General features: G+C 40.5%; 21 protein-coding genes. 4 read left to right on the top strand and 17 right to left on the bottom strand.

What is annotated here, in order from left to right:
- Positions 1 to 23 precede the first annotated feature (23 nt).
- The 15 genes from HT721_RS08400 to HT721_RS08330 form a co-directional block, all read right to left on the bottom strand.
- On the bottom strand, positions 24 to 2,204 hold the full coding sequence (locus tag HT721_RS08400) for a PTS transporter subunit IIBC (RefSeq protein WP_173213756.1): 2,181 nt from the start codon (positions 2,202 to 2,204) through the stop codon (positions 24 to 26).
- A 418-nt stretch (positions 2,205 to 2,622) separates the two neighbouring features.
- Positions 2,623 to 3,549, bottom strand: coding sequence for a permease-like cell division protein FtsX (gene ftsX, locus HT721_RS08395; protein WP_000625541.1), 927 nt, complete (start codon positions 3,547 to 3,549; stop codon positions 2,623 to 2,625).
- Complete coding sequence (gene ftsE / locus HT721_RS08390) at positions 3,542 to 4,234, bottom strand: cell division ATP-binding protein FtsE (RefSeq protein WP_000022265.1); 693 nt, start codon at positions 4,232 to 4,234, stop codon at positions 3,542 to 3,544. The genes ftsX and ftsE overlap by 8 nt, the downstream gene beginning before the upstream one ends.
- 17 nt (positions 4,235 to 4,251) lie before the next feature.
- Positions 4,252 to 5,347, bottom strand: a protein-coding gene (gene prfB / locus HT721_RS08385; protein WP_100127798.1) for a peptide chain release factor 2 whose coding sequence is annotated in 2 segments (ribosomal slippage) — positions 4,252 to 5,274 and positions 5,276 to 5,347 — 1,095 coding nt in all. Because the reading frame shifts where the segments join, the coding sequence is not laid out codon by codon here.
- A gap of 106 nt (positions 5,348 to 5,453) precedes the next feature.
- Positions 5,454 to 6,110, bottom strand: a complete 657-nt coding sequence (locus HT721_RS08380; RefSeq protein WP_000268665.1) for a CBS domain-containing protein — start codon at positions 6,108 to 6,110, stop codon at positions 5,454 to 5,456.
- Between the two features lie 467 nt (positions 6,111 to 6,577).
- Positions 6,578 to 7,288: an ABC transporter ATP-binding protein gene (locus HT721_RS08375; protein ID WP_000062200.1), complete on the bottom strand. Its 711-nt coding sequence runs from the start codon at positions 7,286 to 7,288 to the stop codon at positions 6,578 to 6,580.
- On the bottom strand, positions 7,288 to 8,052 hold the full coding sequence (locus tag HT721_RS08370; RefSeq protein ID WP_001185995.1) for an ABC transporter ATP-binding protein: 765 nt from the start codon (positions 8,050 to 8,052) through the stop codon (positions 7,288 to 7,290). Before HT721_RS08370 ends, HT721_RS08375 begins: the two co-directional genes overlap by 1 nt.
- Entirely contained in the window at positions 8,052 to 9,008 is a 957-nt protein-coding gene (locus tag HT721_RS08365) for a branched-chain amino acid ABC transporter permease (protein ID WP_173213758.1), read from the bottom strand. The genes HT721_RS08370 and HT721_RS08365 overlap by 1 nt, the downstream gene beginning before the upstream one ends.
- Before the next feature lie 3 nt (positions 9,009 to 9,011).
- Positions 9,012 to 9,881, bottom strand: coding sequence for a branched-chain amino acid ABC transporter permease (locus HT721_RS08360; RefSeq protein WP_000941427.1), 870 nt, complete (start codon positions 9,879 to 9,881; stop codon positions 9,012 to 9,014).
- 208 nt (positions 9,882 to 10,089) lie between these two features.
- Entirely contained in the window at positions 10,090 to 11,250 is a 1,161-nt protein-coding gene (locus tag HT721_RS08355) for an ABC transporter substrate-binding protein (protein ID WP_050236908.1), read from the bottom strand.
- A gap of 83 nt (positions 11,251 to 11,333) precedes the next feature.
- Positions 11,334 to 11,600 carry a YlbG family protein gene (locus tag HT721_RS08350; protein WP_050223575.1) on the bottom strand — a complete coding sequence of 89 codons (267 nt, stop codon included), beginning with the start codon at positions 11,598 to 11,600 and terminating at the stop codon, positions 11,334 to 11,336.
- Between the two features lie 78 nt (positions 11,601 to 11,678).
- Positions 11,679 to 12,269 carry an ATP-dependent Clp protease proteolytic subunit ClpP gene (gene clpP, locus HT721_RS08345; RefSeq protein WP_000613475.1) on the bottom strand — a complete coding sequence of 197 codons (591 nt, stop codon included), beginning with the start codon at positions 12,267 to 12,269 and terminating at the stop codon, positions 11,679 to 11,681.
- Positions 12,270 to 12,442: 173 nt separating this feature from the next.
- Complete coding sequence (gene upp / locus HT721_RS08340) at positions 12,443 to 13,072, bottom strand: uracil phosphoribosyltransferase (RefSeq protein WP_000515975.1); 630 nt, start codon at positions 13,070 to 13,072, stop codon at positions 12,443 to 12,445.
- Between the two features lie 88 nt (positions 13,073 to 13,160).
- On the bottom strand, positions 13,161 to 13,628 hold the full coding sequence (locus HT721_RS08335; protein ID WP_000136973.1) for a cytidine/deoxycytidylate deaminase family protein: 468 nt from the start codon (positions 13,626 to 13,628) through the stop codon (positions 13,161 to 13,163).
- An 18-nt stretch (positions 13,629 to 13,646) separates the two neighbouring features.
- Complete coding sequence (locus HT721_RS08330; RefSeq protein ID WP_173213760.1) at positions 13,647 to 14,204, bottom strand: TetR/AcrR family transcriptional regulator; 558 nt, start codon at positions 14,202 to 14,204, stop codon at positions 13,647 to 13,649.
- A gap of 124 nt (positions 14,205 to 14,328) precedes the next feature.
- On the opposite strand from HT721_RS08330, the gene HT721_RS08325 reads away from it, so the two are divergent.
- The 3 genes from HT721_RS08325 to HT721_RS08315 are packed head-to-tail and all read left to right on the top strand — an operon-like array spanning position 14,329 to position 16,975.
- On the top strand, positions 14,329 to 15,174 hold the full coding sequence (locus HT721_RS08325) for a DegV family protein (protein ID WP_050973139.1): 846 nt from the start codon (positions 14,329 to 14,331) through the stop codon (positions 15,172 to 15,174).
- Between the two features lie 58 nt (positions 15,175 to 15,232).
- Entirely contained in the window at positions 15,233 to 16,405 is a 1,173-nt protein-coding gene (locus HT721_RS08320) for an NAD(P)/FAD-dependent oxidoreductase (RefSeq protein ID WP_050973144.1), read from the top strand.
- Positions 16,406 to 16,453: 48 nt separating this feature from the next.
- Complete coding sequence (locus HT721_RS08315) at positions 16,454 to 16,975, top strand: DUF1697 domain-containing protein (protein WP_173213762.1); 522 nt, start codon at positions 16,454 to 16,456, stop codon at positions 16,973 to 16,975.
- A 41-nt stretch (positions 16,976 to 17,016) separates the two neighbouring features.
- Here the strand turns inward: HT721_RS08315 and HT721_RS08310 are convergent, their stop codons facing one another.
- Positions 17,017 to 17,757 (bottom strand): MerR family transcriptional regulator, encoded by a 741-nt coding sequence (locus HT721_RS08310; protein WP_050973141.1) that lies wholly within the window; start codon positions 17,755 to 17,757, stop codon positions 17,017 to 17,019.
- 234 nt (positions 17,758 to 17,991) lie between these two features.
- Here HT721_RS08310 and HT721_RS08305 point away from each other — a divergent pair, with 234 nt between their 5' ends.
- Entirely contained in the window at positions 17,992 to 19,332 is a 1,341-nt protein-coding gene (locus HT721_RS08305) for a sodium-dependent transporter (RefSeq protein WP_173213764.1), read from the top strand.
- Between the two features lie 40 nt (positions 19,333 to 19,372).
- On the opposite strand, the gene manA is transcribed toward HT721_RS08305, so the two are convergent.
- The gene (manA, locus tag HT721_RS08300; protein ID WP_138700161.1) at positions 19,373 to 20,317 is read right to left on the bottom strand and encodes a mannose-6-phosphate isomerase, class I; all 945 of its coding nucleotides are present in this window, start codon (positions 20,315 to 20,317) and stop codon (positions 19,373 to 19,375) included.
- Positions 20,318 to 20,456 lie beyond the last annotated feature (139 nt).

Raw genomic sequence — 20,456 nt, 5'->3', positions numbered from 1 at the left:
TACAGCTTCCAACCTCAAGTATATTACAATTCTACTTTAGCAACTGCTGTTTTAGCTGCAAGAGAACCTGTTTTTTCTAATTTAACTGATTTAATTGCATCACCATTTGTGAAGACAACTACTGTTGAAGTTTCACGTCCTGCTGCACGGATAGCATCCAAGTCAGCTGTGACAAGGAGATCACCTGCTGCAACTTTTTGTCCTTCAGCAACATGAACTGTAAATGGTTTACCTTCAAGACTTACTGTGTCCAAACCAATGTGAACCAATACTTCAAGACCTGCTGCAGTCACAATACCAAGAGCATGTTTTGTTGGGAAGATGCTTGATACAGTACCTGAAACTGGAGATACAATATTTCCATTTGCAGGTTCTACTGCAAATCCATCACCCATCATTTTTTGAGCAAATACTGGATCTTTTACTTGTTCCAAAGCAACAACTTGACCGTCTGCTACTGAGTAAACTTCCTCAGTAAGACCTTTGAAGTGAACAGTGTTTTGTTGTGCTTCAGTCATTTGGCTTGGAAGAGTTTCAGGAATGATTTCACCTGAATCAAGGATATCTTGGATATCAGATTTCAATACGTCAGCTTTTGGTCCGTAGATAGCTTGAACCCCTTGTCCTTTCATGACAAGACCCATAGCTCCTTCTGCTTTCCATTGCTCTGCATTTCCTACTTTATCTGCATCTTTAACAGTAACACGGAGACGAGTCATACATGCATCAACATCAACGATGTTTGCGCGTCCACCAAGAAGGTTGATAATGTTTACAGCTTGAGAACCTGCTGCAACTTTCACTTCACTGCTAGCTTCTTCTGAACCTTCAGCAGTCTCATAGTTTCCGTTACGTCCTGGAGTTGCGTAGTTGAATTTTTGAATCATGAAGTTTGCGATAAAGTACATGATTACAGCAAAGAGAACAGTTACCCAAATGAAGTTAATGATATCCATACCGATACCAGCACTGATTGCAATAGGTGTACGAGTCAAGAACTCGATTGAACCGAATGAGTGCATACGTAGGTTTACGACATCAGCCATAGCAAAGGCTGCACCTTGAACAAGTGAGTAAACAAGATACATAGGTGTTGCGACGAACATGAACATGTATTCGATTGGTTCAGTAACCCCTGTCAAGAATGTTGCAAGAGCTGTCGCAATCATCATACCTTTGTATTTGTGTTTCTTGTCAGCATCAACATTACGGTAGATAGCCACAACCACACCCATCAAGATACCGAATGAACCAATCATTTGTCCAACTTTGAAACGAGCTGGATGTACTGTATCTAACAAGTGTTGGTATTGACTAGCATCAGTACCTTTAAGGTTTACAAGGTCTGTTACCCACGCAAGCCAAAGTGGATCTTGACCAAATACTTGGCTACCTTTAGCTGCACCAGTTAGGACCTCATAAGTACCACCAAGAGCTGTGTAGTTCATTGGGATAGTCAACATGTGGTGAAGACCAAATGGTAAGAGCAAACGTTCCAATGTACCATACAAGAATGGTGCAAGGATTGGAGCAGTTTCTTGTGAGTTAGCAATCCAGATACCAAAGCTATTGATACCAGTTTGCACAAGTGGCCAGAAAGCTGCAAGTACAATTGCAGCAATTATTGAACGAAGAATAACTACAAATGGTACAAAACGTTTTCCGTTAAAGAATGAAAGTGCATCAGGAAGCTTACGGAAGTTATAGTATTTATTGTAAGCAGTTGCTCCAATAAAACCAGAAATAATCCCTACGAAGACACCCATGTTCAATGCTGGGGCTTCCATAACACTAATGAAGTAATCAGCAACTTTGATTTGCCCACCCAATAGTGTTGAAACCATAGCATCTGGATTTTTCAACATATCGCCTGATACACCAAAGATTGTACCAGTGATACGGTTAATCAAGATGAAGGCAAGACCAGCGGCGAAAGCACCACCAGCACGTTCTTTAGCCCAGCTTCCTCCAATAGCGAGGGCGAACAAGATATGAAGGTTAACGATAACCCCCCAACCGATTTGCTCTAGTACACCACCAGTAATAACGAGTGGTGCAAAGGTTGGGTTAATCATCACGATAGACTTACCGATTGAAATCATCAAACCAGCAGCCGGCATAACCGCGATAACCACCATCAAAGCCTTACCGAATTTTTGCCAAAATTCGAAAGACAAGACATTTTTGAATGTATCTTTCATCATTCAAATCTCCTTTATTTTTATTTAGGCAAACGTTTTACGAAAACGTTTGCACCTTTTATGATTTAATTATACCACTTTAATTTTTTTTGTAAAGGCTTTTATTCAAAAAAATACTCTTTTTTCAAAAAAATTTCTAGTGCCAAATTTCAAGTTCAAGTTAGCCATCAAAAAGTCTTCTCCGGGCGACTTCTTGATACTCTTCGAAAATCTCTTCAAACCACGTCAGCGTCGCCTTACCGTATATATGGGACTGACTTCGTCAGTCTTATCTACAACCTCAAAACAGTATTTTGAGCATCCTGTGGCGAGCTACCTAGTTTGCTCTTTGATTTCCATTGAGTATTAGAAGTCCCTTTTCAAAAACTCTTGTAGCAAAAAAGGAGATTTTACAACCTCCTCATAAAAATAATTATTTTACCTAAATCTTCAAGAATCGGCGCATGGAAATTCCTGATCCCAGTGAACCAATGAAAATTCCAATCACAAATAGTAGGGCAATCATCAAAGGACTAAATAAATCTGGACTAATCATGGATAGATTTTGTCCTACCAACGATTTATTGACAGATTGGTAAACCATTTGATAAACAATAAAGACTAAAACAGATGGTGCGATAGCTCCCAATAAACCGATAAAGGCTCCTTCTAACAAGAACGGTCCACGAATATAACTGTTTTTAGCTCCGACCAAGCGCATGATTTGAATCTCGCGACTGCGGGAAATAATGGTAATACGAATGGTATTTGAAATCAAGAAAACTGCGACAAAAATTAACAAAGCAGCAATCCCTAGTCCCCAAACACGGATAAATGAAGCTAACTTGAAGAGTCTTTCTGTATTGGCACCGCCATCTTGAACCTCAGAGACACCTTCAATTTTTTTAGCATCTTCGGCTATAGTTTTTACATCATTTGGAGTGTTTGCCTCTACAATATAGGCATCATAGAGAGGATTGGCATCTCCTTCAAAGATTTTCCAGTTATCTCCCATTGTCTCGGTTAACTTTTCATATTGTTCTTCTTTACTTGAAAAGGTAACACTCTTAACCGTAGACATGTTCTTCAAAGAATCATATACCTTGTGGTAGTCATTATTTGTAACAGTTTGACCTTCTTTTTCAATTGTCTGACTGTTATCTTCCACATCCTTTCGGATATAAACTACTACACGGACATTATTTTCAATATCTGTAGCTAGTTTCGCTGTATTGAAAATAACAGAAGCAAATATTGCCACCAAGGTCAAAGTAATCATGACTGAACTGACAGCAGCTACTGTCATCCAACCATTTCGTTTCAAACTTTTTAAGGCTTCAAATAAATGGCGAAAAAATCTACTAATCATCGTATCCATACTCTCCTTTTGATTCGTCACGAACGACACGGCCATTTTCAATGGCAATGACACGGTGGCGCAAGGTATTTACAATCTGGCTATTATGAGTCGCCATCAAAATAGTTGTCCCTTGTAGGTTAATCCGTTCCAAAAGATTCATAATTTCCCATGAATTATCCGGATCTAGGTTTCCTGTTGGTTCATCGGCTATCAGTACTTTGGGATTATTTACAATAGCACGCGCAATCGCAATCCGCTGTTGCTCCCCACCTGAGAGCTCATTTGGGAAAGAACGAACCTTGTGCTTCAAGCCAACCAAGTCCAAAACTTCCATCACTCGTTTTTTGATATTACGGCGATTTTCCCCGATTACTTCCATAGCGTAAGCAATATTCTCATAAACCGTTTTCTTTGGCAACAGTTTATAATCCTGGAAGACAACCCCAACACTACGACGTAGAAGCGGGACATCTTTCTTTTTAATCTTAACCAGATTAAAACCAGCAACTGATAGGCTTCCTTTATCGATTTTTACTTCACGATACAGAGAACGAATAAAAGTTGACTTCCCTGCTCCTGAAGGTCCTACGATGTAAGCAAATTCCCCCGGTTGAACGCTGACCGAAACACCGCGTAGGGCAGTCGTTCCGTTGTCGTATTTTTTGACGACATCTCTCATTTCAATGATTGACATGTGACTTCCTTTCTATCTTAGCTAATGCGCCACTTGAGATAGGCATCGATAAAACCATCTAGGTCCCCATCCATAACCTTATCTACCTGAGCAACTTCAAAGCTAGTTCGGTGATCTTTTACCATAGTATAAGGCGTGAAGACATAAGAACGGATTTGGCTTCCCCATGTGATTTCTTTTTTCTCACCCTTGAGGGAATCTACCTCCGCAGCCTTCTTCTCTTGCTCCATTTGATAGAGCTTAGCCTGCAACATTTTCATGGCACGATCTCTATTTCCATACTGGGTCCGATCCACTGTTGATTGAACAACAATTCCAGTTGGAATGTGGGTCAGACGCACACCTGTTGAAACCTTGTTGACGTTTTGTCCACCGGCACCACCTGAACGGAAGGTATCCATCTTGATATCATCTTCACGGATTTCCACTTCAATAGTATCATCCAATTCTGGCATCACTTCTACAGATGTGAAAGAGGTATGGCGACGTTTAGCAGAGTCAAACGGCGAAATTCGCACCAAACGGTGAACTCCCATTTCTGACTTGAGAAGACCATAGGCATTAGGCCCTTCAAATGATAAGGTCACCGACTTAATACCAGCCTCATCACCTGCTTGATAATCCAATACTTCTACTTTAAAACCTTTAGCATTGCCATAGCGAGTATACATACGCAGCAACATATCACCCCAGTCCTGAGCCTCTGTACCACCAGAACCTGGATGGATTTCCAAGATGGCATTGTTGTGGTCATAAGGTTCCGACAAGAGAAGCGTCATCTCATAGCTGGTCATCATCTTATCAAGTTCGGCTAACTGCTCTACCAGTTCTTCTTGAACCGACTCGTCTTCTGCTAAAAAGTCCAATAAAATTTCAACTTCATCCTGCAACTCTTCCATCTTATGGAAGGTATTATAGGTGTTTTTTAATTCATTTAATTCTTGCGACGTTTTTTGGGCCGCGATATTATCGTTCCAAAAATCAGGTTCTGTCATCTTGTTTTCCAAGATGGCAATCTCTTCCTCTAGACCTTCTAGGTCAAAGAGACCCCCTGAAAGAAGCTAATTTTTCACGATTTGCGTCAATTTTTTGACGGATTACTGAAATGTCCATAAATACTCCTTTTTTACATCATTTCATTATAGCATATTTTATCATTTCTTTCCATCTTTTGCTCTAGTCCCTTTTTATGAAAAAAGAAGCCTTTCGGCTTCCCTTCCTACAAGACTTTTGCTGAAGTGCGAGTGATTTCTTCCACTTGAATGCCATTTGCTTCAAATTTTTCTTTCAAGGCTGGTAAATCAATTGATCCATCGATTTGAACTTCGATAATCACCTTACCATCCTTACGCGGAATATTGACTGTATGCGAAATATTCAAATTTTCTTCAACGATTAGAGAAACAATCTTACCAAGGACACCAACTTCATCTTCTGTAACAAAGCGCACACGAATTCCTTCTTCTCCATAACCAGCAATTTCGAGAAAGGCTTGGAAAACGTCACGGTCCGTAATAACCCCATAGACTTGATGGTTATCTACGACAGGAAGAATACCAATCTTGTTTTTCAACATCAGATAAGTTGCATCTTCTAGACTCGCATAGCCTGAGACAGTGACAACATCGCGAATCATGACATCTTTTACTTTTGTCTTATTCAGAAGATAATTCATCTCATAGATAGAAAGACTGGTTGCTTTTGATGGACTTGCTTGGGCAATGGTTCCCTCAGTCACCAAACCAACTAATTGATCATTTTCGATAACAGGCAAGCGGTGCAACCCTTGCTCTCTCATCAAATCTGCTGCATGAGATACTGTTGTATCTGGACTAATATACACTACCTTGCGGGTCATAAAATCTTTAACTGCCATGAGACTTCTCCTTTTCTATTCTTATCCCTATTATACAATCTTTTTGTAAATCTATCAAACGCTTACATTTCTTTTTCAAAATTCAGAAAAGTATGAATAAGCTAGCAAAAAGAGCTCTAAAATCGAGCTCTGTGAATGAAGGATAGGTACGCTTCATTCGGTTTTTTCAATTATTAGAAATTAATTTTTCAATGTAGATGAAGATTGCTTTGCAATCTCTATCCGCAACCTAAACTAGTCTCCCAGACTATGCGAAGATTACTTCGTAATCCTTATCCACCGACTAAAACAATCCACTGGATTCTGATGATTGCTTCGCAATCTCTATCTGCCGACTAAAAAGGTTCCCCGGACTATAATGATGATTACTTCGTAATCTTCATTTGCAACCTAAACTAGTCTCCCAGACTATGCGAAGATTGCTTCGCAATCTTCATCTGCCGACTAAAACAATCCACTGGATTGTTTTAGCCACCTAGATACGCTTTTCTTACTTCTTCTGATGAGGCGAGTTCTTTTCCTGTTCCTGATAGGACGATTTTGCCTGTTTCCAGTACATAGCCTCGGTCAGAGATTGCGAGTGCCTTATTGGCATTTTGTTCAATCAAGAGGACAGTTGTCCCTTGCTTCTGGATATCTTGAATGATATCAAAAATCTCTTGGATAAAGATTGGGGCAAGTCCCATTGATGGTTCATCTAAAAGAAGAAGTTTTGGTGTTGACATAAGAGCGCGTCCCATGGCAAGCATTTGTTGTTCCCCCCCTGAAAGAGTTGCTGCATCTTGGTTCTTCCGTTCTTCAAGACGAGGAAAGCGTGAGAAAACCTTCTTCAAGTTAGCTTGATTTTCTTCACGATTTTTCTTTAAGAAAGCTCCCATTTCAAGATTTTCCATAACAGTCAAGCCAGGGAAGACGTGGCGTCCTTCTGGTACTTGTGAAAGGCCACCTGCTACGATTTTCTGAGCCGGCATTTTTTGGATTTCTTGACCTAAAAATTCAATTTTTCCTGAACTCGGTCTAACCAAACCAGACAAGGTACGGAGAATGGTTGTCTTACCTGCACCATTGGCACCGATAAGTGAAACTACCTCTCCTTCATTCACTTCAAAGCTTACATCACGGACTGCTTGGATCATACCGTAATGTACAGAAAGATTATCAACTTTTAACATAGACATTAGGCTTCACCTCCTAGATAAGCTTCGATAACGCGTTTATTGGTCTTAATTTCGTCTGGAGTTCCTTGAGCAATTAAACGACCATATTCAAGTACGTAGATACGTTCTGTAACTTCCATGACCAGATTCATATCGTGTTCAATCAGCATGATCGTAATCTTAAATTCATCTTTGATACGACGAATTAACTCAGTCAATTCGGCTGTTTCCTGTGGGTTCATACCTGCTGCTGGTTCATCTAAAAAGAGAATTTTAGGTTCCGTAGCAAGGGCACGAACAATTTCCAAACGACGTTGTTGTCCGTAGGCAAGGTTTTTAGCAAGAGTTTCTGCATCACCATCTAAATCAAAGATTTTAAGCAATTCCAAAGCCTTAGCCTTTAATTCTTTTTCACTCTTGTAAAAAGCTGGTAAGCGCAAAAAACTAGCAAAAACATGTTGTTTGTGATGGTTGCCAAAAGCAATCAAAACATTATCCAAAACTGTTAAATCTTTAAAGAGACGGATATTTTGGAAAGTACGACCAAGTCCCAAAGAAGCAATCTTATAAGGTGCCTTCCCATTTAAAAGGTGACCATCTAGGGTTACTGTCCCCTCACTTGGTTCATAAACACCCGTCAAAAGGTTGAAAAGAGTGGTTTTCCCAGCTCCGTTTGGACCGATTAGTCCAACCAATTCCCCTTCGTTCAATTCAAGAGTCACATCTCCAACAGCTGTTAGACCGCCAAAATGTTTGGTTAACTGTTTTACTTCAAGTAATGCCATTAGTTTTGTTCCTCCTTCTTAGATTTTTTAAAGAAACGTGATAGGCTCAATTCCCACGTTCCAAGAAGTCCCCCTGGTCTGAAAATCATTACCAATACCAAGGCCAAAGCGTAGATAATCATACGCACGCTGGCAACATCTTGGAGAAGCATATTCAAAATTCCCAGAACAATAGCCGATACAATCGCACCTGTAATGGAACCAAGTCCGCCAAATACAACAATGATCAAAACGTTGATTGAGTTGATGAAAGTGTAATCTTTCGGTACAACTGAACCGATAAATCCTGCCTGAAGTGACCCTGCAATACTTGCAGTAATAGCACCAAAGACAAAGGCGATGATTTTAATTTTAGTCGTATTAACCCCAACTGACTCAGCAGCGATTTCATCCTCACGAACAGAGAGGGTTGAACGACCAATTGGGCTACGCAAGAAGTTCAAGGTTGCAACGGTTGTAATCACGACAAAGAAGTAAACCATTTGCCAAGTTGTAAAGTTTGGAATTCCCAAGATACCTGCCGCACCATTTGTAAGGCTTCCGCCATTGATGATAAAGATACGGATAATTTCAGAAACACCTAGAGTAGCTACCGCAAGATAGTCCCCCTTCAAACGCAAGGTTGGAATGCCGACAAGCAAGGCAACCGCTCCTGAAAGTAAAGCCCCTATCAGCATAGCTCCAAAGAAGGCACCGTAGGTCGGTAATTTAGAACCAATAATAGCTGCTGCATAGGCACCAATCGCCATGAAACCAGCATGACCAAGTGAAAATTGTCCTGAAAAACCAACGATTAAGTTGAGACCAACAGCCAGAATAATATTGATTCCAATTTGTTGTAAAATCTGTACATAGAACAGGTTGAGTACTCCAACTGAAACCAGTACACTAATCAAGCCATAACCAGCTAACAAAAGGAGTAACCATAGAATATTAACTTTTAAATTTTCCTTCATCGTTTACACCTTCTCTTTCACATTTTTACCAAGGATACCAGCTGGGCGGACAATCAAGATCAACAACAAGATTCCATAAACAATGGCATCACGGAAGTCTGACATCCCAAAGGCTGTCGCAAAGGTTTCTAATAGACCAATTACAAATCCACCAAGCGCCGCACCAGGAATGATTCCGATACCACCAAGTACTGCGGCAACGAAAGACTTAAGACCTGGAGTAACTCCCATCAAAGGCTCAAGAGAGTTATAATAGAGGGCAATCAGAACACCAGCCGCACCCGCAAGAGCAGAACCCAAAGCGAAGGTAAAGCTGATAGTACGGTTTACATTGATCCCCATCAATTGCGCCGCATCGCTATCTACTGATACCGCACGCATGGCTTTCCCCATCTTGGTCTTTTGAACAATGACTTGTAACAAAATCATCAAAATCAAGGAAATGGCCAAGATCATTAACTGCACGTTTGTTAGGCTAACTGGTCCCAAATCATAGCGAACTGTTTGAATCGCTTGAGGGAAGGCACGGGTATTGGCACCAACCAGATAGACCATGCCATACTCCAATAGGAAAGAAACCCCAATAGCTGTAATCAAAACAGCAATACGAGTAGAGTGACGCAAAGGTCGGTAAGCAAGGAACTCAATCACGACACCAAGAATGGCTGTCGCTAGCATAGCTACAATAAGCGCTACAAAGAAATTCATTTGGAAAGAATTAATCAAGAAATAACCGATAAAGGCTCCCATCATATAAATATCACCGTGGGCGAAATTGATGAGCTTGATAATTCCGTAAACCATGGTATATCCTAGGGCTAACAGCGCATAAACACTACCTAGAATCAAACCATTTACTAGTTGTTGGAGCATAAGATTCACTCTTTCTATATATAATTCCGAGGGTTTTCCCTCACTTTTTGATAGGTTCTTATACTCAATGAAAANNTAAGACTGACGAAGTCAGTCACATATATAATCCAAGGCGACGTTGACGCAGTTTGAAGAGATTTTCGAAGAGTATTAAATATCGAAACAGGGAGTGAGTCCGAGGCTCATTCCCTATTTCAACATTTTTCTATTATGGTTTTACAACTTCTGCTGCTTCAACTTTACCATTGTTCATGGTCATCATGTAAGCAGTTTTGACTGTGTTGTGGTCTGCATCGAAGCTTGTTTGACCAGTTACACCTTCAAAATCTTTTGTTTTAGCAAGGTTATCCTTGATTTCACCTGAATTTTTAGCACCTTTTGCTGCGTTTGCTACAAGGTGAACTGAATCATAAGCCAAGGCTGCAAATGTTGAAGGCTCTTCATTGTACTTAGCACGGTAAGCGTCAAGGAAGGCTTTAGCTTTAGCTGAAACTTCTACAGTAGTTGAGAAGCCTGAGATAAAGTAGATGTTTGATGCTTTTTCAGCAGTTGCTTGTTGTACAAACTCCTCACCGTTGAATCCATCACCACCAACGATTGGTTTGTCAATTCCCATACCACGCGCTTGGTTTACAATTTTACCAGCTTCAGTGTAGTAACCAGGGACGATGATAGCATCAAAATCTTTCCCTTTCATTTTTGTAAGGGCTGCTTGGAAGTCTGTGTCACCTGCTACAAAAGTTTCATCTGCAACGATCTCACCCTTGTAAGCTTCACGGAAGGCTTTGGCAATACCTTTAGCATAGTCACTGGCATTGTCAGTGTAAAGAACCACTTTCTTAGCATTTAATTTTTCAGAAACATAGTTTGAGATAATTTTTCCTTGGAAGCTATCTTGGAAAGTTCCAATAAAGAGGTAATCTTGACCTTTAGTCAATCCATCTTGAGTCGCACTTGGTGAGATCAATGGGACACCTGCTTTTGTAGCATTCGCTACCGCAGCTGCAGTTGCACCAGATGTCGCAGGTCCTACGATTGCTGATACCTTAGATTGGGTTACAAGGTTAGTTGTTACTGAAGCAGCCTCTGCTGTTTCAGACTTGTTATCTTTATCGACTACTTCGATTTGTTTTCCATCGATACCACCTGCTGCATTGATTTCGTCAACAGCAAGTTGGGCACCTTTTTGTTCAGATGTTCCGTAGGCAGCTACGGCACCAGTTTCTTCGAAGTTAAATCCGATTTTAATTGTCTTTTCCTCTACTGAGTTACCAGCAGTGTTGACTGCTCCAGACTTCACTTCTCCACAGGCTGCAAGAAGTGCTACACTTGCAAGCGCCACAAACGATAGGGCAAATTTTTTCTTCATCTTTTTTGTCTCCTTATTTCTTAAATAGTCTGTTAAGAATATACCGAATTATCAGAAAATTGTCAACACTTTTCTTTAAATTTTTATCTGATAACGTTTTCTTCTCGGTAAAGGTTGCCCACAAAGGGTGTTTCCAGTTCTTGGATATGACAAACTCTGACTTTTTTGATAAACTTTTCCTTGCTCAAGCGCCCGACCAATTGCTCCACTTCTTGAGTTGGAACATAAAGTTGTAAGTAACGATGTTTCTTGGAATGATAGGTAATATCTCCATAATCCTGCAGTTTTTTGGCATCACGATTATAGTAAAGATAGATAATCAAGCCAGATCGATTGACTTTTTCAAACATGATAAATCCTCTTTCTAAGAAATCTCTCCCTATTATACCAAAAAAAGCAAACCCAGTCGAGTTTGCCTTCTATCATCATTAGTTCAATGAATTGTTGGCCATGATTTCATCAATAAAGCCATATTCGAGTGTTTCTTGGGCACTCATCCAGTTATCGCGTTCTGCATCTGCATGGACTTTTTCGATTGACTGACCTGAATTTTCAGCCAAGATTTTTTCCAAGGTATTACGAGTTTTAAGCAAGTGTTCTGCAGCGATCGCCATATCGGTTTGTTGAGTACCACCACCTGTACCACCCATCGGTTGGTGAATCATATACTCTGCATTTGGAAGCATGAAACGCTTGCCTTTTGCTCCACTTGATGCAATAACAGTCCCCATAGATGCAGCCATTCCCATAACGATGGTTTGGACATCTGCCTTGATAAAGTTCATAGTATCAACGATTGCCAAACCAGCTGAAACAGAACCACCAGGTGTATTGACATAAAGGTAAATATCTTTTGTACTATCTTGGGCATCCAAGAAAAGCAATTGGGCAATAACAGAGTTGGCCATATTGTCTTCAACGGGACCTGTCAGCATAATGATGCGGTCTTTAAGAAGACGTGAGTAAATATCGTAAGAACGTTCTCCACGGCTTGTTTGTTCAATAACTACAGGAATCATTCATTTCTCCTTTTGAGTTTTATTTTTGTTGGTCAAATGACAGAAGATAAGACTATTATAATATCTTGGTCAAAAAAGGTCAAATTTTTGCTCTGTTTTCATTAGACAGAAACAAAAACTCAACCTCCTTTCGTGACTGGAACTTCTTTTCCAAGTCATTCTTCTTTTCGATCTTATTTCGTACCGAACAAGCGGTCCCCAGCATCTCCAAGACCTGGAACGATGTAACCGTGTTCGTTCAAGCGTTCATCCAAGGCTGCTGTAAAGATTTCTACATCCGGATGAGCTTCTTGAAGGGCTTTTACACCTTCTGGAGCAGATACAAGGCAGACAAATTTAATATTTGATGCACCACGTTTTTTAAGTGAGTCAACGGCCAAGATTGCTGATCCACCTGTTGCCAACATTGGGTCTACTACAAAAATTTGACGTTGGTTAATGTCCTCAGGCAATTTCACCAAGTATTCAACTGGTTGAAGCGTTTCTTCATCACGGTACATACCAATGTGACCAACTTTAGCAGCTGGAACCAAGCTCAAGAGACCATCAACCATCCCGATACCTGCACGCAAGATTGGAACGATGGCCAATTTCTTACCTGCCAATTGTTTTTGAACTGTTTTTGTGATTGGTGTTTCGATCTCCACATCTTCTAGTGGAAGATCACGAAGTACTTCATACCCCATCAACATTGCAATCTCATCTACTAGCTCACGAAAAGCTTTTGTAGAAGTATCTGTACGACGCAAGATTGACAATTTGTGTTGAATCAGCGGGTGATTAATAACTTCAATTTTTCCCATTTTTGGAATTCCTTCTTTCAATTTATTCTTCTTATTATACCAAAAAACGGTTTAAAAATCTTTCTAAACCATTTATTTTTGATAATTTTTACATTAGATCTGCCTCTTTAAGAGCTGCCTGTACTGTCTCAAGTGGTAAATGGGTTAATTCTGTTCCCTTTTCTTGATAAAGGTATTGGGCATAGTCGTCCATTCGATACTGGTTAATATAAACCACGCGCTTGCAACCAACCTGCAGCAATTGTTTTGTACAGTTCAGACAAGGAAAATGGGTTACATAGGCTGTAAAGCCTTTAGGAACACCACGTTCTGCACCTTGAAGGATAGCATTGACCTCAGCATGAAGGGTGCGAACACAGTGTCCTTCAATGACTAGACATTCGTGGTCAATACAATGCTCGGTTCCTGATACCGAACCATTGTAACCAGTGGAAATAACCTTATTATCTTTTACCAGAATCGCACCCACTTTGGCACGTTTACAAGTGGATCGATTGGCAATTAGTAGGGCTTGGGCTGCAAAATACTCATCCCATGCTAGTCTTTTTTCAGTCATATCTCTTCTCCTTTTTCTCTATTTTTTAAAAAATGGTAACCGTAAATCCGCTATCTTTTCAGCAGGTACCTTCATGCCATCCTTGATCCATTTTAAAAGAACAGAGACGATGGCCGAGCTCCAAAAGGAATGAAGATAAGAGCTGACACCTTTTGATTTTCCATGGTATTTTTCTAAAAATTCCTGCATGGCTTGGACAAAGATTTTTTCTAAATGGTAATCCAAGGCCAGTTGAATCACTCTGGCTTCCTTTCTTGCTTCTCGGAAAAGGTGAACCCAGACCAGATAAAGGTCTGTCTTTAAATCGTAATGATGCAGCTGTTTCATAATATTGTGGACAGTTCGTTTAAAGACGCTTTCTAAAATCTCCTCTTTGGAATCATAATTGCGATAAAAGGCTGCACGCGAAACGCCTGCACGTTTGACCAATTCAGAAATACTAATCTTGGTCAAGTCCTTTTTTTCCAAGAGTTGTAAGAGGGCTGTTTCAATGGCTTCTCTGGTTAATAAATTGGATTCTTGGTTTGATTTTCTGAGATTTTCAAGAGACTTTTCAGAGATTCTACGTTCAGACATAACATTTTCTTTCTACTTGTCACAACAGACGGATGAGGCTTTTGTTTCAAGGGTTTTCATGATATAATTGTAAAAAAAGACAGAACCTTTGTCAATGTATAACTGACAAAGATGGAGAATTTCTATGACTTGGAAGATTATTGCTGACTCTGGTTGTGATTATCGTCAGCTGGCAACACCAGCTATTGACACAACCTTTGTAAGCGTCCCCTTAACCATTCAAGTAGCTGATCAGGTCTTTGTTGATGATGCCTGTCTTGATATTGACCAAATGATGGAAACCATGTATGCAACCGCAGAAGCTTCAAAATCAGCTTGTCCAAGCCCAGATGATTATTTGCGGGCATTTGAAGGTGCCAAAAACATTTTCCTAGTAACCATCACAGGTACTCTTTCTGGTAGTCACAATAGTGCGCAACTGGCCAAGAATATTTATCTGGAAGAACATCCTGACACTAAAATTCATGTAATTGATAGTTTGTCTGCTGGCGGTGAAGTTGACTTGCTTGTAGAAAAATTAAATGACTTGATTGACCAGGGCCTATCTTTTGAAGAAGTGGTTGAAACTATCACTGCCTATCAAGAAAAAACCAAGTTGCTCTTTGTTCTAGCAAAGGTCGATAACTTGGTAAAAAACGGCCGTTTGAGCAAGCTTATCGGTACAGTCGTTGGCCTTCTAAATATCCGTATGGTCGGAGAAGCTAGTGAAACTGGAACTCTCGAATTGCTACAAAAAGCAAGAGGACCAAAGAAATCGATTCAGGCAGCCTATGAAGAGTTAATAAAAGCTGGTTATGCTGGTGGCCGTATTGTCATGGCCCAACGCAATAACGAGAAATGTTGCCAACAGCTTTCAGAGCGAATTCGTGAAAATTTCCCACAGGCGGATATTAAAATTCTACCAACCTCTGGTCTCTGCAGTTTCTATGCAGAAGATGGTGGTTTGCTGATGGGATATGAAATTGATTAATTGCATTCTTGACAAGAGGTGACCTTCATCTCTTGTTTTTTTGTGGTACAATAGAGCTATGAAACATTTTGATACTATTGTTATCGGTGGGGGACCTGCTGGTATGATGGCTACGATTTCCAGTAGCTTTTATGGACAGAAAACCCTCCTCATCGAAAAAAATCGGAAACTCGGAAAAAAATTAGCTGGTACTGGTGGTGGTCGTTGCAATGTAACCAACAATGGTAGCTTGGACGACCTGCTAGCTGGCATCCCTGGAAATGGGCGCTTTCTCTACAGTGTCTTCTCCCAGTTTGATAACCATGATATCATTAACTTTTTTACAGAAAATGGTGTTAAACTTAAGGTCGAAGACCACGGACGCGTCTTTCCGGCCAGTGACAAATCACGAACCATTATCGAGGCTTTAGAAAAGAAAATCACTGAGCTAGGCGGCCAAGTTGCCACTCAAACCGAAATTGTTTCGGTTAAAAAAATCGACAACCAGTTTGTCCTTAAGTCCGCAGACCAAACCTTCACTTGTGAGAAACTCATTGTCACAACAGGTGGTAAATCCTATCCTTCTACTGGTTCGACTGGTTTTGGTCATGAGATTGCCCGTCATTTTAAGCACACCATTACCGAGCTTGAGGCAGCTGAAAGTCCTTTGTTGACAGATTTTCCACACAAGGCTTTGCAGGGTATTTCGCTGGACGATGTGACCCTAAGCTATGGTAAGCATGTCATCACTCACGATTTGCTCTTTACCCACTTTGGTTTGTCAGGCCCTGCTGCTCTGCGTATGTCTAGCTTTGTCAAGGGCGGAGAGGTTCTCTCACTCGATGTTTTGCCTCAACTTTCTGAAAATGACTTGGTTGCATTTCTAGAAGAAAATAGGGAAAAATCTCTAAAAAATGCCTTAAAAACTTTGCTTCCAGAACGCTTGGCAGAATTTTTTGTGCAAAGCTATCCTGAAAAAGTCAAACAACTGACTGAAAAGGAACGAGAACAACTTCTCCAGTCTATTAAGGCCCTCAAAATCCCTGTGACCGGAAAAATGTCCCTTGCCAAGTCCTTTGTCACCAAGGGTGGCGTCAGTCTTAAGGAAATCAACCCTAAAACCCTTGAAAGTAAGCTGGTACCTGGCCTCCACTTTGCTGGCGAGGTCATGGATATCAATGCCCACACGGGTGGGTTTAATATCACTTCAGCCCTCTGTACCGGCTGGGTGGCGGGATCAAACCCAATCTAAATCTAAATTATTCAATGGCTAAATCAGCCCCAAAAGAAAGGAAGTCCTTTGGAACATATTATCTTGTTAAGGGGAGTTACTCCTAATGGAAAAAATGCTATCCCTAAAATGTCTTATCTAGTAGATATCTTGACAGAAGCTGGTTTTCAACAAGTTCGAACTTATATTCAAAGTGGAAATATTATTCTTGAAAGTAACTTAGCTCTCGAAGAAATACGAGAACGTGTTCATACTCTGATAAAGGAAAAAATTGGGGCCGACTTAAAAATGGTTATCAAGAATAAAAGTGATTTTAAAAAAATTGTCCAAGAAAACCCGTTTGGAGAACACTATCTTTATGACCGTATACACGTGATTTTTTATCAAGAATCTATTCAAAGTCTCCCTTTAGAAAAATTGAAAATTGATTACGGTGAAGAAGAAATTTGTATCGGTAACCATTGTCTTTACCTCTATCTCCCTAGAACTGCAAAACAAAAGAAACTCCATACCAACTATCTTGAAAAGCTTTTTAATGTAGATTTGACAATGCGAAAACTAAATGTAGTAGAAAAATTATTAAGCAAGTAGTGCTTGAATTTAGTAAAAATCGGAAGATCACTCCTCCGATTTTATTTTGTCTGAGTTTGGACATAATGGGCAATGACATCTGATGTGTACTGAGCTGTTCCAATTCCAAATTTGTCAATGTTTTCCTTAAACTCTGGGTTGTAGACGTAGCCTTTACCGATATGACCGAAGACTTCAATAGTACAGTCGAATCCATAAGTACGAATGGCTTGCAAGAGTTTAGCAGCTTCTTCTTGATTTTCGGTTGCTGTTACAGGTAGACCAGCTTGAAGATTTTGTGCCAATGCTTGAAAAACTTGGTTGAAAGCAGCCGTAGCTTCGTCTTCGTGACCTTTTTGGCGCTCTAACGCTTGGTCCATGACTTCTTGTCCATATTTCTCTACCGCCTCTTGGTGGTATTTTTGATGGTCTTGATAGTTAAATCCAGCAAATTTCTCTTGAATGCTCATTTCTCTTTCTCCTTTTTGTTCTTGAATGGTTTTTTGCAAGGTTGAAATCAAGCTATCCAGATGTTGCCTTTCTCGAGTCAAATAGTCCAACTGCCTGGTCAAATGAGACAATAAACCTGTCCTTTCTTCCTTTAATAGCTCTGCTATTTTTTCTAAAGAAAAGCCTAGATATTTATAGTAAAGAATGACCTGAAGACGTTCCAAATCCTCTTTACTGTAGATTCGATAGCCGTTTCCTGACTTTAAGGGGACTAAGAGTCCTATCTTATCGTAGTGGTGTAGGGTCTTAACAGAGACACCTGAAAGCTGGGCAGCTTCTTTTATATGGTACATGATTTCCTCCTACATTGATAGTATAACCCCTCCCCTTAGGTCAGAGTCAAGCATTTTTGCGAAATTTTTTTACTTTATCATAACATGAAAATGGTTTTCTTGACAGACCTTAGAAAACATGATAGGATAGTCAAGTCTATCAATCAAAAGAAACGCTCACTTTAAGTACTGATGAGGCTATTTGCCAAGGGCAGTAGCTTTTTCTTTTGTAACACTAATTTTAGGAGTTTAACTATGTCTGAAAAATCGCAATGGGGTTCTAAACTGGGCTTTATCCTAGCATCTGCTGGTTCAGCCATCGGACTTGGTGCCGTTTGGAAATTCCCCTATATGACTGCTGCTAACGGTGGAGGTGGCTTTTTACTAGTCTTTCTCATCTCCACTATTCTAATCGGTTTTCCCCTTTTGCTAGCTGAGTTTACCCTCGGCCGAAGTGCTGGTGTTTCAGCTATCAAAACCTTTGGAAAACTAGGCAAGAATAGTAAGTACAACTTTATCGGTTGGATTGGTGCCTTTGCCCTCTTTATCCTCTTATCTTTCTACAGTGTTATCGGAGGATGGATTCTGGTTTATCTAGGCATCGAGTTTGGAAAATTGTTCCAGCTTAGCGGAACGGGTGACTATGCTCAGCTCTTTACCGATATTATTTCCAATCCAGCCATTGCCCTTGGAGCTCAAGCAGCCTTTATCTTATTGAATATCTTTATTGTATCACGTGGTGTTCAAAAAGGGATTGAAAGAGCTTCGAAAGTTATGATGCCCCTGCTCTTTATCATCTTTGTTGTCATCATTGGGCGCTCTCTCAGTTTGCCAAATGCCATGGAAGGGGTTCTTTACTTCCTCAAACCAGACTTTTCAAAACTGACAAGTGCTGGTCTCCTCTATGCTCTGGGACAATCTTTCTTTGCCCTCTCACTAGGGGTGACAGCCATGCTGACCTATGCGTCCTACTTGGACAAGAAAACCAATCTAGTTCAGTCAGGAATCTCCATCGTAGCCATGAACATCTCGGTGTCCATCATGGCAGGACTAGCCATTTTCCCAGCCATGTCAGCCTTCAACATCCAGTCTGAAGGGGGACCAAGCCTGCTCTTTATCGTCTTGCCTCAACTCTTTGACAAGATGCCTTTTGGAACCATTTTCTACATCCTTTTCCTCTTGCTCTTCCTCTTTGCGACGGTCACTTCTTCTGTCGTGATGCTGGAAATCAATGTAGGCAATATCACCAACCAGGACAACAGCAAGCGTGCTAAATGGAGTGTGATTTTAGGAATTTTGACCTTTGTCTTTGGCATTCCTTCAGCCCTATCTTACGGTGTTATGGCGGATGCTCACATCTTTGGGAAGACCTTCTTTGACGCTATGGACTTCTTGGTTTCCAATCTCCTCATGCCATTTGGAGCTCTCTGCCTTTCACTTTTTACAGGCTACATCTTCAAGAAGGCTCTTGCTATGGAGGAACTCCATCTTGATGAAACGGCATGGAAACAAGGACTTTTCCAAGTCTGGCTCTTCCTTCTTCGTTTCATCATTCCAATCATCATCATCGTGGTCTTCATCGCCCAATTTATGTAATCAAAAAGGACTTGAGTAGTAAACTCAGGCCCTTTCTTTTTTATGGATGGCTAACAATCAATTCCAAATCTTGCCCTTCCAGAGTCCAAGCTTCAACATCACTTGGTAGGATAAAGTGGCTGCCTTTTTGGATTGGATAGTTTTTTCCGTCAACAGTCAGTTGACCTTGACCAGCTAAGACACTAAACAAGCTGTAGTCAGCTGTCTTTTCAAAGTCAACTTCTCCAGTAATTTCCCACTTGTAAACTGCAAAGAAATCATTGGATACAAGGAGAGTGGAACGCAAATCATCTGCTTTAACAGTTACAGGACGGCTATTTGCAGGCTCACCAATATTCAAGACATCAATGGATTTTTCAAGGTGAAGTTCACGCAAGTTGCCCTTGTCGTCCTTGCGATCAAAGTCATAAACGCGATAGGTAGTATCACTAGACTGTTGGGTTTCAAGAATCAAGATGCCTGCACCGATAGCGTGCATAGTTCCACTTGGCACATAGAAGAAATCTCCAGCCTTAACTGGTACTTTTGTCAGCAAGGCATCCCAGTTTTTATCTTCGATTTGCTGGCGGAGTTCTTCTTTTGACTTGGCATTATGCCCGTAGATAATCTCTGAACCTTCATCCGCAGCGATGATGTACCAGCACTCTGTTTTTCCAAGCTCGCCTTCATGCTCGAGTCCATAAGCATCATCTGGATGAACTTGAACACTGAGCCAGTCATTGGCATCGAGAATTTTGGTCAAAAGTGGAAATACAGGCTCTGGACGGTTGCCAAACAATTCACGGTGCTCTGCATATAAAGTAGCCAGGTCTGTTCCCTCGAAACGACCATTGGCAACTTTAGAGACACCATTTGGATGGGCTGAGATAGCCCAGTATTCTCCGATTTTTTCACTTGGGATATCGTAGCCAAACTCATCACGTAGCTTGGTACCACCCCAGATTTTTTCTTGCATAACTGATTGTAAAAATAATGGTTCTGACATCTTGATCTCCTGTCTGATTTTTCTCCCCTCATTATAGCAAAAAAAGAGTTCGAATTGAACTCTTTTTCCTATCTTATAAAGTAGGGAGAAGATTTTGTAAAAATAGTAACGATATACTTTTTTCTTTGATAGAGACGAA

Origin of the sequence: Streptococcus sp. 4094, assembly GCF_013277125.1 — a bacterium.
Lineage (GTDB): Bacteria > Bacillota > Bacilli > Lactobacillales > Streptococcaceae > Streptococcus.
The sequence above is the reverse complement of the archived record's forward strand: the minus strand, read 5'-3'. Positions and strand labels throughout refer to the sequence as shown.

Excerpts from the sequence above, each read along its gene's own strand:
- HT721_RS08400 (WP_173213756.1), bottom strand. The coding sequence starts at position 2,204 with ATGATGAAAGATACATTCAAAAATGTCTTGTCTTTCGAATTTTGGCAA.
- ftsX (WP_000625541.1), bottom strand. The coding sequence starts at position 3,549 with ATGATTAGTAGATTTTTTCGCCATTTATTTGAAGCCTTAAAAAGTTTG.
- ftsE (WP_000022265.1), bottom strand. The coding sequence starts at position 4,234 with ATGTCAATCATTGAAATGAGAGATGTCGTCAAAAAATACGACAACGGA.
- HT721_RS08380 (WP_000268665.1), bottom strand. The coding sequence starts at position 6,110 with ATGGCAGTTAAAGATTTTATGACCCGCAAGGTAGTGTATATTAGTCCA.
- HT721_RS08375 (WP_000062200.1), bottom strand. The coding sequence starts at position 7,288 with ATGTCTATGTTAAAAGTTGATAATCTTTCTGTACATTACGGTATGATC.
- HT721_RS08370 (WP_001185995.1), bottom strand. The coding sequence starts at position 8,052 with ATGGCATTACTTGAAGTAAAACAGTTAACCAAACATTTTGGCGGTCTA.
- HT721_RS08365 (WP_173213758.1), bottom strand. The coding sequence starts at position 9,008 with ATGAAGGAAAATTTAAAAGTTAATATTCTATGGTTACTCCTTTTGTTA.
- HT721_RS08360 (WP_000941427.1), bottom strand. The coding sequence starts at position 9,881 with ATGCTCCAACAACTAGTAAATGGTTTGATTCTAGGTAGTGTTTATGCG.
- HT721_RS08355 (WP_050236908.1), bottom strand. The coding sequence starts at position 11,250 with ATGAAGAAAAAATTTGCCCTATCGTTTGTGGCGCTTGCAAGTGTAGCA.
- HT721_RS08350 (WP_050223575.1), bottom strand. The coding sequence starts at position 11,600 with ATGTTTGAAAAAGTCAATCGATCTGGCTTGATTATCTATCTTTACTAT.
- clpP (WP_000613475.1), bottom strand. The coding sequence starts at position 12,269 with ATGATTCCTGTAGTTATTGAACAAACAAGCCGTGGAGAACGTTCTTAC.
- upp (WP_000515975.1), bottom strand. The coding sequence starts at position 13,072 with ATGGGAAAAATTGAAGTTATTAATCACCCGCTGATTCAACACAAATTG.
- HT721_RS08335 (WP_000136973.1), bottom strand. The coding sequence starts at position 13,628 with ATGACTGAAAAAAGACTAGCATGGGATGAGTATTTTGCAGCCCAAGCC.
- HT721_RS08330 (WP_173213760.1), bottom strand. The coding sequence starts at position 14,204 with ATGTCTGAACGTAGAATCTCTGAAAAGTCTCTTGAAAATCTCAGAAAA.
- HT721_RS08325 (WP_050973139.1), top strand. The coding sequence starts at position 14,329 with ATGACTTGGAAGATTATTGCTGACTCTGGTTGTGATTATCGTCAGCTG.
- HT721_RS08320 (WP_050973144.1), top strand. The coding sequence starts at position 15,233 with ATGAAACATTTTGATACTATTGTTATCGGTGGGGGACCTGCTGGTATG.
- HT721_RS08310 (WP_050973141.1), bottom strand. The coding sequence starts at position 17,757 with ATGTACCATATAAAAGAAGCTGCCCAGCTTTCAGGTGTCTCTGTTAAG.
- HT721_RS08305 (WP_173213764.1), top strand. The coding sequence starts at position 17,992 with ATGTCTGAAAAATCGCAATGGGGTTCTAAACTGGGCTTTATCCTAGCA.
- manA (WP_138700161.1), bottom strand. The coding sequence starts at position 20,317 with ATGTCAGAACCATTATTTTTACAATCAGTTATGCAAGAAAAAATCTGG.